Source organism: Roseovarius sp. THAF8 (assembly GCF_009363735.1).
GTDB lineage: Bacteria > Pseudomonadota > Alphaproteobacteria > Rhodobacterales > Rhodobacteraceae > Roseovarius.
Genome location: NZ_CP045411.1, coordinates 39,150 through 51,389, shown reverse-complemented (window position 1 = coordinate 51,389; position 12,240 = coordinate 39,150). Strand labels below are relative to the sequence as shown.

The 12,240-nt window shown below is 60.8% G+C and carries 10 protein-coding genes; 4 read left to right on the top strand and 6 right to left on the bottom strand.

Annotated features, from left to right (window positions below):
* Positions 1-6 precede the first annotated feature (6 nt).
* The 3 genes from FIU85_RS20105 to FIU85_RS20095 all read right to left on the bottom strand — a co-directional run bounded on the left by FIU85_RS20105 (position 7) and on the right by FIU85_RS20095 (position 3,641).
* Positions 7-2,340, bottom strand: a complete 2,334-nt coding sequence (locus FIU85_RS20105; RefSeq protein WP_152494651.1) for a relaxase/mobilization nuclease domain-containing protein — start codon at positions 2,338-2,340, stop codon at positions 7-9.
* A complete protein-coding gene (locus FIU85_RS20100) occupies positions 2,327-2,920 on the bottom strand; it encodes a helix-turn-helix domain-containing protein (RefSeq protein WP_152498340.1) in 594 nt (197 codons plus the stop codon). Before FIU85_RS20100 ends, FIU85_RS20105 begins: the two co-directional genes overlap by 14 nt.
* Before the next feature lie 514 nt (positions 2,921-3,434).
* The gene (locus FIU85_RS20095) at positions 3,435-3,641 is read right to left on the bottom strand and encodes a hypothetical protein (protein WP_152494649.1); all 207 of its coding nucleotides are present in this window, start codon (positions 3,639-3,641) and stop codon (positions 3,435-3,437) included.
* Between the two features lie 710 nt (positions 3,642-4,351).
* On the opposite strand from FIU85_RS20095, the gene FIU85_RS20090 reads away from it, so the two are divergent.
* Both FIU85_RS20090 and FIU85_RS20085 read left to right on the top strand, forming a co-directional pair.
* Complete coding sequence (locus tag FIU85_RS20090) at positions 4,352-4,597, top strand: type II toxin-antitoxin system ParD family antitoxin (RefSeq protein WP_152494648.1); 246 nt, start codon at positions 4,352-4,354, stop codon at positions 4,595-4,597.
* Positions 4,584-4,904 (top strand): type II toxin-antitoxin system RelE/ParE family toxin, encoded by a 321-nt coding sequence (locus tag FIU85_RS20085; protein ID WP_152494647.1) that lies wholly within the window; start codon positions 4,584-4,586, stop codon positions 4,902-4,904. Before FIU85_RS20090 ends, FIU85_RS20085 begins: the two co-directional genes overlap by 14 nt.
* Positions 4,905-4,925: 21 nt before the next feature.
* Here the strand turns inward: FIU85_RS20085 and FIU85_RS20080 are convergent, their stop codons facing one another.
* A complete protein-coding gene (locus FIU85_RS20080) occupies positions 4,926-5,942 on the bottom strand; it encodes a GSU2403 family nucleotidyltransferase fold protein (protein WP_254701904.1) in 1,017 nt (338 codons plus the stop codon).
* A gap of 129 nt (positions 5,943-6,071) precedes the next feature.
* On the bottom strand, positions 6,072-7,001 hold the full coding sequence (locus FIU85_RS20075; protein ID WP_152494645.1) for a DUF2493 domain-containing protein: 930 nt from the start codon (positions 6,999-7,001) through the stop codon (positions 6,072-6,074).
* 637 nt (positions 7,002-7,638) lie between these two features.
* Between FIU85_RS20075 and FIU85_RS20070 the strand changes: the two genes are divergently transcribed.
* Both FIU85_RS20070 and FIU85_RS20065 read left to right on the top strand, forming a co-directional pair.
* The gene (locus tag FIU85_RS20070) at positions 7,639-9,234 is read left to right on the top strand and encodes an ATP-binding protein (protein WP_152494644.1); all 1,596 of its coding nucleotides are present in this window, start codon (positions 7,639-7,641) and stop codon (positions 9,232-9,234) included.
* A gap of 255 nt (positions 9,235-9,489) precedes the next feature.
* The gene (locus FIU85_RS20065; RefSeq protein ID WP_152494643.1) at positions 9,490-10,278 is read left to right on the top strand and encodes a hypothetical protein; all 789 of its coding nucleotides are present in this window, start codon (positions 9,490-9,492) and stop codon (positions 10,276-10,278) included.
* 274 nt (positions 10,279-10,552) lie between these two features.
* On the opposite strand, the gene FIU85_RS20060 is transcribed toward FIU85_RS20065, so the two are convergent.
* Positions 10,553-11,830 carry a TAXI family TRAP transporter solute-binding subunit gene (locus tag FIU85_RS20060; protein ID WP_152494642.1) on the bottom strand — a complete coding sequence of 426 codons (1,278 nt, stop codon included), beginning with the start codon at positions 11,828-11,830 and terminating at the stop codon, positions 10,553-10,555.
* Positions 11,831-12,240: the final 410 nt, after the last annotated feature.

Genomic DNA, 12,240 nt, shown 5'->3' with positions numbered 1-12,240 from the left:
CAGCGCTCAATGGACCTGACCCCGCTCGGTCTTGCCATCCACGTCCGTCGCGCGGTGTTTTTCATACTCAGCATCGGCCAGTTCATCGACCACCTGGCGCAAGGCCTCCGTATTGGCCGTCGCTGCATCAGATTGCAGGTAGACTTTGGCGACATAGAGCCGGTCGAGGCGGTCCTCGAGAACCTTGTCCAGCGCATCGGCATCGCCGGATGTGAGGCGCTCGAGTTGGCGAACGTCCAGCACCCGCGCGATCTCGCCGCGGAAAGCGTCCCGCTCCGCCTCGGTCTCGAAGGGCGCGGACAACTCCCCCGCCCGCTCATGGTCCAGGACACGCGCAATCTCGTCTGCGAGGCGGTCGGTTCGGTCAGACTGCATCGCAGTTTCATCGCGGGTCGCGAGGGTTTCGTCGCGCGTGCCAGACCCGAGCCCGTCGCGCAACTCCTTGTCGCGGCGGACCTGATTGATGGCTTCCGTGTCCCGGATCTCGACGACGGCCGCGTAGGTCGCGCCAAGCCCGCGGGCGAGGTGGGACGGCATGTCCGGATAGCGCGCGCGCAAGTCATCTGCGACAGCATCCGCAACGGGCGTGCGGAGGTCGCGTACCTCCATGACCCCTTCGACCTCGCGGGTGATTTCGCTGGCGCGAGCTGCATCGGTGATGGTCTCCCTGTAGGGCTGGGACCTGTCGAACACATCGCCCGGGCGTGCGAGCAGGTCCGGATGTGCCTCGAGATATGCGCGCTGCTCCGTCTCGATCCGGCGCTCCGCCCGCGAGACAACCTCCCAGTCCCGGTCCTCGATTTGCTGCGCGGTCAAACCCTCGGCGCGCATCTCCTGACGGATGGTCCCTTCCATCGCCTGCACTGCACCCTCGTGATAATGGAACCGCTCGCTGACCGCGTTCTCCTCCACGATGCCATCCCGGCGCAGCACGTTCTCCCGTTCCAGCAGCGTGCCGAGCGCGACATGCACATCGTTGAGAATGTCGCGCGCTTGTTCCAGATCGGCGCGGCGTTCGAGGTTCAGGTCCCGCGCCTCGGCCACTTTGGCAAGATCGTTGGCGATCCATTGGTGCTCGAGTGCTGCGTTTGACGCCCCGGTTTCGATCCGGGCCACCACTTCCGATGTGCTGATCCCGGTACCCCGCAGGGCCGCGTCAATGCGCGCCCGCAAGTCCGGCTCGGCAAGACGTTCTAGCTGTTTGGTGTCGATATTGGCCTCAGAATAGATCCCGCCCTCCGAGGGGGTCTCTGACAGCGTGGATGATCGCAAACCGAGAGGCTGCATGTGCTGGACCTGCGTCTGGATCTCGATGAGGCGTTTTTCCAACGCGGGACGTTCCGCGTCAGACTTCTCGGCGATCATGCCCTGCACCCGCGTGAGCTTCTCCGCATAGAGGCTTCTCAGGTCCTCGAAACTCTGATCCTCGGCCATATACACATCTCCTGTTCTATGCACCTGCCCGCCGCGCGCCAGCACCTCGCCCGCGCGGAAGAGGGCAGCGGCGATGTCTTCCCGCGCCTCGCGTGAAGCCTCCGCAGCAAGCGAATGGTAGACGGTTCTTGTGTTGGCGATCTCCGCCAGCGTCCGGGTCAGGTCGGTCCCCACACGTTCCCGCTCGCGGGGCGCGCGGCCCTCTTCCTTCGCCGCATAGACTTCGCGGGTAGGGGCGGGGTAATGCACAACCCCGCGATCGACCCGCCGCGTGGCTTCGAGGCGCACGCCATACTTCTCGGCCTCCTCGACCATGGCGAGACGGAAGTCGTCATAGTTGAAGCGGTGGTTGCGCCCCAGAAAGAAGAATTCGCCTTCCTGCGAGCGGCGGTTCAGCACCAGATGCGCATGGGGGTGATCGCGGTCCTCGTGCACCGCGATGATGTAGTCGAAATGCCTCGCGTCACTCTGGAAGAACCGCTCGGCCACATCCGTCGCGATGTCGCGCACATCCTCCCCGCGCGTTCCGATGGGGAAGGACATGAGCATATGGGTGGTCTGGCCCAGCTTGGGTTTGAAGCCCGCACCCCACCGCTTGGCAAAGCGCTCGGTCAGGTCCTTGATGTCACCCGCCTCGAGCTTCGCCTTTCCATCCAGAAATCCGCTCGAGTCCACGATATGGGTGGACTTGGTAGTGAGGTACTCGAGCTGGTTTGTGAGCTGTGATTTGGTATGCGTACCGCCGCCCCGGATCGCCTTGAAGACCGCTGGCCGATGCCCTGCCGCCGCGCGCACAAGCTGGCTCTGCTTGGCGACATTCAGCCCCTGCATCGAGCCCCGGATCCGGCTCCAGCCGTCCCGAAAGACCTCGCCGGTGACCGCGTCAACCGCATCATTCAGCCGCATGGGCAAACTCCCTCAGCGCGGCCGTGGCCTCGAGCTGCATCGCGTCGCGACGGCGGCGCAGGAGCAGATCGATCTCATCAGCGGAATCCAGGATGAACCGCGCCAGCCCGCGCATCTGCGCGAGGCGCAGTTCGGAGAACTCGGCACTCGTGCCCCCCACGGCCCCCTGCCCCATTCGATTGGCCCGCGTCATCTGCTTGGCGATCTGTGCGACACCATTGCCAACCTCGTTCAGAGAAGTGCGGTAGCGCGCCATCTCTGCTGCCATCTGCGCGTCCGGAACGAACACCCCGCCTGCCGCCTGAATGAGCCGCCGCAGCCCCTCGGCCCGGCTCTCGATCCCCGCCTTCGCCAACACCTCGTCGAGCGCCTCAAGCTCCGCAGCCGTGACCTTCACACTGACCGCCGAGACCGGGATAGCGGCATCCATCTGACGCTCGGCATCGGCTTTCAGGACGTAGCGCACGGCCCGCGAAGTGACTCCAAAGCGCCCAGCCAGCTCAGACGTCGACGCACCCTCCGCGGCCTCGCGAACGATCTGCATCTTCTCGATCTCTGTCAGGCGCTTCGTTCGAGACATGCGGAAGAAAGGCCCCCTATTTCCTGCCACCTTCCACCAAGGCTGCCCCTACATTACAATAATATACCTAGCTGTCAATTATATACTTACGTTGCATTCAGGCTCAGGCAGCCTTGGTGTCCGCTTCCCCCGCGGCCCGCAGGGGCGCGGAGCTGCCCCCTCACCATCAAGAACCCCACCTGTCCAATGGGTCCCCTTCCCCAGCACCGCCCGAGGTCTGGCCGAACACGCATGTGTTCGGACGGAACCGCGGGCGGGCGCAACCCCACCGACAGGGCGGACAGGCAGGGTCGAGGAGGGCCAGATTTGGTCACCAAATCTCTGCCGCAAAAACCGGGAGGCCCTGGCCGATAGGTTTTTGCGGATGGCCCCCTTGAGGCTGACTGGCCGGTCTGTCGCGGCCTGATCGTTCCGGGGGGAGTGGGTCCCTTGATCGCGCAGCGACCGGCATCCCTGGAACAGGGATCGGGCCGCCCCAAGATCGTCCTGGGGCGGCCCATCCTCGTCAGAGGATTTAACCCTGAGGGTCCTTTGCGCTCGGCGGGAACATCACCAGTTCCGAGACCGCGACCGGGAAGTCGAGCTTGAGGCTGAAGAACTCCGAGCCATCCCCGTTGCGGGTGTTGCGGAACATCGCGCCCACGCGTTGGAAGCGGGTGCGCTCCTGGCCATCGGTATCGGTGAACTTGACGGGGACGGTGGCGACGTAGTGGTTGGTCATTTGGGTTACTCCTTGTTGCGATGGGGATCACCCGGCACGGGGGCAAGAGGCCCGGTCGCAAGCGCAAATGCGGAGGGTCCGCGGCTCCGCCGTGGAAGCCGTATTTGTGCTTGCCGGAGCGTCAGCTGAGGGCACGATTGGGCCGACCCCGTGCGATCCACATCTATGAGCAAAAAGGAGTGATCCGGATGACCCTTGCCGTCACGCCGTCGCCACCATCCGCGTCCGCGTCCCGCCGATCCTGGCCGGGGTGCTGACGGAGCCCACCCGCGTGGGTGCCATGTTCCGAAACATCACGAAGGTCGTGCTGGTCTTCAACCTCAAGCGAAACGTCGCCACAGCCCGCGTCTTGAACTGTCGAGGATACCCACGAGGCGCGCTTAGCCACCTGTTAGACCCGATGCTAATGGGCCGCACGCTGACGGACCGATGGAAAGGGAATAACGGTCCTGGCGGCGGCAGATTGCTGAGCCCGCGTAGACGAGCGCGCCTACGCCTCGAGACACACGACGAAAAGGCCGCGCCAAACGTAACTCCCGGCGTGCCTTCTGGTCACGGACGACATTGCCGGGATGGTCCATCACCCGATGGTCCCGGCAATGCGGCGCGCGGGCAAAGGTCAAAGCGGCCGGGAGAATGGCAAGTTTTGTCATATTTATTGACAAAATATGGCATTTAATGATATGTCTGAATTAAGAAGGAGGATTACTATGGCCACCATGAATGTTTCTCTCCCCGATCCGATGAAGACCTGGGTTGAAGCACGCTTGAAAGATGGCAGCTTCAGCAATACGAGCGATTATGTGCGCCACCTTATCCGCCGCGACCAAGAGCGCGCTCAAGCGATCGAAGCTTTGCAGCAAGCCATCGATGAAGGTCTCAAGAGCGGCGACCCCGAGCCGTTCGACTTCAAGACGTTCAAGGCGCGGATGCGGGAGAAACATGCCCGCAAGTAATCCCATCGCCTATCGGCTGACGCCAACAGCCCAACGCGATCTGGAAGACATCTGGATTTACACGGCGCAGACGTGGTCAATGGCTCAGGCCGACAGATATACCGACATCATGGAAGATACCTTCGATCGTTTGCTCTTCATGCCGGAGATGGCCCGTGAACGCGCAGAATTCGATCCACCTGTTCGCATCCATCCCATCGCTGAGCATCTGATCATCTATCAGGTCGAGCGAGATCAGTTGGTTATCTTAAGAGTGCTGGGAGCAGGGCAGGATTGGCACGCGATCCTCAGAGCAGCGGATCAGTAGCTGGCCGCCTCGCCCTCGCCATCACGCGCTTAGGCTCTCGAGAATCGTCTGCGTCCCCGGCATCCGCTTCAGTGAGTTGCCAATATGCTCCCGCCAGCGCGGTCCGACCTCCATGGCAGTGGCATAGGCCCGAGCCAAATCATCGGGACGGTCCTCGGCCATCGCCTTGATCAGAAAGGCCGCCTGCTCCCTGTCCTTCGCAGATTTGATGCTGCCCGCCCCGTCCCGCCGCCGATCCGCAATGATCAATTTGTGGATCGCGTATCTCTCCGGGCGTGGCACCTGGACCAGAACGCCCGACCGGTAGAGCGCCGCCGTATGTATCGGTTCGGCGATCAGGAAATTGAGGTAGTTCAGCGCCTGCGCTCCCAGGCCCAGAGCTGGCAAGTCTCGGACGCTCTCATCCCCGAAGGCCGGGGTCAGGAACTCGACCAGCTGGCCACTGCCGCCCTGTGCCCATCGCCAGGTCCGCCCCTTGTCGAGCCCGGGAACCGGATCGAACTTCAGCGCTGAGAACGTCTCGGCGAGCCCCGGATCGACCTGATCCTGCAGGGCCACGCTGAGCTTTTCGAACTGCGCGATGTCAATGTCGCCGGTATTGTTCATGCCGCCCAGGGGAAGGCGAATGCCAAGCTCACCTTCATAGAGCCGGAACGCGTTTATCCCGACGATGGTGCCGACAAACCGGAATGTCCCCGCTGCGGCCATGGCTGACAGGATGGAACCGGTCGCCCGGTCGATGGGCGTCATGCCTTCGGCGCGCAAGAGCCGAACCAGCCGCGACCGTTCCGCCTGCCGCGCCTTGGCCGCCATGCGCTGCTCTTCGATCCGGTCGATGCGCGCGCGCGTCTGGTCGCTGTCTTCGCCGATATAGATGAACCGCATCTCGGTTCCGACGCGTCGCGCGGCGTACCAATAGGCCTTGTCACCGCGTTCCTTGAGCGTGGGCTTGCCCTCCACACCGGACAAGGCGTCATCCGTCAGAAGACGCACCAAGTCGGTATAGGCGCTCATCGCGATGCTGCTGAGTGGGGTCATGCCAATCATTTCCAAGTTTTGCTTGGCACGTATATACCTATCAGAAAATATTGCTTTGCAAAGCAATTTGGGGCACCGCCACGCGCATGAGTAACAACGAAAGGGCCGCCCGAAGGCGACCCTCTCAATTCACGTCTCCGCAGTCTTCTTCGCCGGGTCCGCAACCCGCATGACCGTCAGGCCTTTCGCTTCCGCCTTCTGCCCGAGGTTCAGAGCGACCCCGTTGCCACCGAAGAGCACAACCCCCGTTGCCGCGAACTTGTCGTCCAGCATCTCGTCGTTGCACTTGAACGGTGCCGCCCGTCCGTGCGCGGACCAGCGCGGATCGAAGCGCGCCTGCGCTATCCCGCGTGCCCGGGCCCACCGAGCCGCGATCATCTCGGCCCCGTGCTTGCCACCCTTGTGGCAGACGAAGATCTCCTGATTGCGGTTCTGCCTGATCCGCTCGCGAACCTTGTCGAGCGTGTTGAAGATCACATCGACATCGGTCCAGTCGGTGGCGCCTGAGACGATCAGGGGGACCCCCTCGACCTTCGATTTCTCGGCGGTTTCGCGATCATGCTGCTCCAGGAGCTGCCGCGCCTCGAAGACAGCACCCGTCTCTTGCGCCCGGACGCTTGCGCGCGACCCGGCTGCCGGGATGAAGGCGTGACCGGTCTCGATTTCGTAGCATTCCGCCGCCGCCTCGCTCATCACCTCGATGGCGCTGACAATCTCGCGCAGCTGCAGAAAGCGCGCCTGCGCTTCTTCGAGCGCGGTCTCGGCGATCTCCGATCCGTCGTGGGATTTTGCCAGCGCGCCGATCTTGTCGGCAGTGCGGTCAACCTCCTTGCCGAGTGCCACCTTGCGGCGCTGCAGGATCGTGGCGAGCCCATGGGCCAGCGGTTCGATTTCTGCCTCAAGGCCAGTATTGCGCAATTGACCAAGCAGAGCCTCGAAGCTTTCGCGGATGATGTGGTCGGTCAGGATGTGATCTTCCGGGATCGGCAGCTTTGCGTCCTTCTCAATCAGCCCGAAAAGTTCGATGGTCTCGTAGGTGTTTGCGGTGTCGTAAGCCATGTCTGGTCTCCAGTGTTCGGTTGAGGAGCCACCACGTGAGTGTGGTGGCATGGCCGAATGCCTGGTTTCCGAATCTGCCCGGGTCAGGGACGGCGCAGCCGCCGGCTTGCCGGGCGCAAAAGTTTTCTGCGCGCAACACCTGACACATGCGCGCCCTCACGCACGAAACCGCCCCGGGCCACAGGCCCTGCCCTCGCCGAAAAGTTTTGCGATCCTTGACGCGGGCTGATTTGGGGGCCATCCGGAGGATATGCTTCCGCACTCATGTGTGTGTGTTTTGACGGTAGGTTTGCCCGACACGAGCAGGCAAACGGCCCGACCGGACGCGGGAGACGGATGAAGCGGCGGGATCGTTTTGCCCCGCAAAACAGACCAGAGCGCAATCCGGCGGAGCGGCAGGGGAGGGACGTGCTCGCGAGGCGGGCAAACCGGGATGCCAAGCGCAACGCCGCGGTGAGGCCGCATGGCCGAATGCGCGACGGACCGAAGGGCCGTTCTACTCCTGCGACGTCGGTCACCTTATTGTAGCCGATTGGAAGATTATCGCCGAGCGCAGTCCAGACACACGTCAATTTGAACTTTACTGTTTCCTTGAGTGAATGACGCTCCAACTAGTCAAAAAAATGTGCGAGGGACCATGTCGGATTACGGTACATCAGACCCGTCACAAGAGTGGAGCGAGTTTCTGGGGCGTCATGACGACGCCTTGCGTCAATTGTTCACGGTGTCGCTCGATCCAGACCTCGACATGGACGAGAAAATCTCCCGGCTGTTAAAGTTGGGCTGTTACGTTCTGAACTTGCCTCTTGGAATCGTCAGCCGCATCGATGGTTCCGTCTACCGCGTCCACCATGTCACAGGGCCTGACTGGGCGCCGGACCCTGGAGCCGAATTCAACGTATCCGAGACATACTGCACGCACACGCTGGTTGCGGACGATGTCAGTTACTTTCACCATGCAGGTGAGTCCGAGATCGCCGACCACCCCTGCTATCTGAACTTTGGTTTGGAAAGTTATATTGGCGTACCATTGCGCGTGGGCACAACGCGTATCGGAACCTTGAATTTCTCCGGCCCGGACGAGCGCAAACCCTTCCGCGCAATGGAAACGGAACTGGTACGCCTGTTTGGACGGTGGCTTGGGCAGGAGTTACTCAAATCCGAACGCGCACGGGAGCTTGCCGAAAAAACTATGCTGCTGAATGCGATCATCGAGGCTGTACCTGACGCGATCATCGCTGCGGACGACGACAGGCGGATCCGGATGATCAATTCATCCGGAGAAATGCTCTTCGGCTTCGGCAAAGGCAATCTCATCGGTCAAAGCACGTCTGTTCTTTATCCCAGCGTGGATGCGTATGAACACCAGGGTGAGCGCATTTATAGCAAGGCCCGGGAAAAAGCTGTGAACCGGTTTGAGATGGATCTCCGGCGAAAGGACGGATCGACGTTTCCCGGCGAAGTGTTCATGGCGCCGCTCCGAAGCGAGATGGAGACCCGGTTGGGCATTGTGGGCGTCGTTCGCGATATCACCCAAGAGAAATCGCTTCGCATGGCAAAGGATGAGCTGATTTCAACGGTGTCTCACGAACTCCGCACCCCTATCACTTCGGTCAGTGGCGCCGTGAAGCTGCTTGCCCTGGAACGAGATAGGCTTTCTGAGAACATGCAGAAAGTCCTGGATACGGCAGCCCGGAACTCCGACCTCTTGAGTCACCTGGTCGAAGATATTCTCGATTTTGAACGGCTGAGCTCCGCTGGCTTTGTCGCCGATCAGAAGACTGTCGAACTGCCCTCCGTCGTAGAGCAAGCGGTAGATGACATCGGGCCATACGCGACCCAGCATGATGTGCAAGTCTCCCTGATTCCTCCGGAAGGGCAGCCGCAGTCGATCAAGGGCGACAAGCTTCGGCTGCTCCAAGTCTTGAGCAACTTGTTGTCCAACGCCATCAAGGCATCCTTGCCTGGCGGTAAAGTGGAAGCTGGGATAATCACGAATGGCGACGGTTTCTGGGTGCGCGACTACGGACACGGAATACCTCTAGCCTTGCAAAAGCGTCTGTTTGAACGGTTCACCCGCGCGCCAGAAAGCTACACGACATCCGTAAAAGGGACTGGCCTCGGCATGAGCATCGTTAAGGCCATTGTCGACCATCATGGGGGACGGATTGAGTTCGAAACAGAGGAGGGAAAAGGCACGACCTTCGTGGTCTCGCTCGATCCTCAAGCGTAATACACCAAAAATCCAGGCGACCCTCTTTCGGCCAGGCTTACGTGATGCCAGGGTTGTGGCGCGCGTGACGGACAAAATCGCCACAAAGTTATTGCTCGCTGCTCTCGTCCTGGCCCGGATCCCCAGTGCCCACGAAAGGCCGTCAAGTGCTCAACAGCTTTCAGCATCTCTAGAAGCGTCGGCGGCATCCGTGCAAAGGCCGTTGTTATAAGCTTGTGTCCTGACTAGGGTTTTTCTTCACGCTGAGGATTCTACATGAGGCAAGAAATAATGTACGATGTGCCGACCATCTGGATCGTAATCGCCCTTTTGGGCGGCATGTTTTTGACGATGTACCTGGGTCGCAGGCTGGGAAAGAGCCGCCCTCCGCGCGATGACGGGGAAACGGGTCAAGTGACCGCAACCCAGGCGTCCCTTCTCGGGATTCTCGGCCTGCTCTTGGGGTTTACCTTTAGCGTGGCGCTCGGCCGGCATGATGCGCGCTCGGCAGCGGTCGTGGCCGAAGCGAACGCTATAGGGACTGCCTGGCTGCGCACGGATTATCTTGAGGATGCAGACTTGGTGAAACCGGCGTTGCTGGCCTACGCTGCCGAACGTGTCGCGGCCTCGACTGTCCCGGTCACCGAAAAGGAAAAGCGGGATAACCTCATCGCGTCTGCCGAAGAGGCCTTCGCAAACCTGTGGGCCATCGCGTCCGAAATCACCAGGGAAAACTCTTCTCCCGCAACAGTGGCGTTTTCGAATTCGCTGAACGACGTAATCGATGAGTTGTCCGCAAGGGACGCCGCAATAGATCGGCACGTTCCTGAAATCGTATTGATCATGCTATATGCAACATTCCTTTTGTCCGGCGGCCTCCTCGGATACGCCTCGGGTGCGGGGCGCACAAGAATCACAGCCACCGCACTGATGATGCCTGTTCTCATTGTCGCTCTTGTTTTCGTGATCATCGATCTGGATCGGCCCCGACGTGGTTTGATTACCGTGGACCAATCGCCGATGAATGCCGTTCTGGACGCAATGCGAAAAGGCGGGCAAACATAAAGCGATGGCGCAATCCGTTGACCGGGAGCGGCCATCCTAACTCCCGGGTGAGTCCAGGCGAACGCGCGATTGCGCATGACGGACGCGGCAATAGGCATGTCCTTCACCACAACTGATTGATTTTGCGGACATCGCCCTCGTAAAGCGTGCAACAACGCCGAAACAGAATTGTCGATCTCGCGGTTGCAATCCGCGGCCTTCAAGGCTGCGGACCGGGTGGCGGTGAATGCTCCGAGCCAACGCTCGAGCGACATCGTGTTGCGCTCGCAGTCGGTTACGACCTCTCGTCAGGTTTGGCACTATGCTGCTTATCGTCGATGCGCGAGCGTACGAGGTCGACGTGCAGACGTGCAGTGTATGCAAGGTGGCGGTAAGCGATCGGCAAGCGCAGCTTGGCCAGTTCCACATCTATGGTTTCCAGCCGATTCCGCAAGATTGAGAGTCGTGAGCTGTCGGCGGTCTCTGGCACAGCGCTGTCTATCTCGCGGATCTCGCGGTAATGACGGAAGACTTGGGACCGCATCCGCCACCGATACAATCCAGGCAACGAACGTATTAGCGGAAACAGCAGTAACACGATCGGCAGGGCAAGCAATGCAATGCGGTTGACTTGCGCAGCGACCCAATACGGCAGGTACGATGCAAGCAGGCTTGGTCCGTCGGCAATGAGGTCGTACGCATTCACATTAATCGGCATCGTGATCCCGGAGGTGGCGGGAAACGCGCCCTCGGAGGAAATCTGGTCACGATCACCGTGAATCTCGCGGGCCGCCATCACCAATCGATTGACGAGTGCGGGATGGAGATCTCTGTGGCTCACGAGGCGTGCAACCATTGCCATCAGGTCGGTAGAGCGTTGCGGCAGTACCGGACGCAGTGAAATTGCGCCGGCATGGAGCGTGACGATCTCCGCATGATCCATGCTGCGTGCCAGCGCCTCGAGATGCCGCAGTCGCACCAGACGCGTATCCGGATCTTCCAATAGCGGCTGGAGATACGGGGCTGCGAGCGGCGCCACAAACAGCGCCAGATCGACTCTGCCTGCACGCAATGCCGTGACTGCCTCCGCCCCGCCAACGGGCAATAGTGTCACTTCATCTGGTGCGACACCGCTCGCTGATAGCAAAACACGAGCGGCAGCGCGCGTGCCCGATCCCTCCGGCCCGACGGCAAGCCTCAGGTCCGCCCAATCACCCGGATTCGCCGAAACTTCGGTGGCAGACTGCCCAAACACGAAGAGCGGCTCGTAGAACATTGCTCCAAGCGCTTCGACCTCACCCTTTGCAAAGACACCGCCCTGAAGAAGCGCCACATCGGCCTCACCCGATGTCAGCCTATCCACGTTCTCGACGGACCCGGCGGTATCGAGTACCCGCACCTCTATACCGTCGCGCGCTAGGATTTTTGCATAACGCGTCGCAATCGCATGGTATCCTCCGCCAACTTCGCCTGCAGCAAAGGTCAAGGATCGAGGCGGAACAAGATCGCGTCCAATCCACCAGATGACTGATACCGCGGCGAGCGAAAGGATGAGAACAAATGCGTGGCGCATCACGTGACTATGTCCGATGAGGCAGTGGTTGCGAAGGTGGCAAACTCGCGCGGATGGAAGATGGCGCTTCGATCCCACAACGAAGTAGTGATCAGGCGGGGACGAGGGCTAGGAATCACTCGTGGAAATACCGCAGCTAACGAGGGGAAATTTCGACTGAGGACCAATTTAGCCTTGCAACGTATGTTCAAAACGGAATTTCCGGCACGCCGCGACCCGAGATCATGCCCAAATCGGCGCACGTCCGCAGAGTCATAAAATAGCACCGCCGAATGTGCGCTTCATCAATTTCACGGATTTCGCACCACGGCAGAACGACCGTATGATCTATCTTTCCGCAGCCTGAATACGATGACAGGTCCTCGCTCAGGTCATCCAGGAGGTCCAAGCGAACGAGCAAAAGAGTGCCG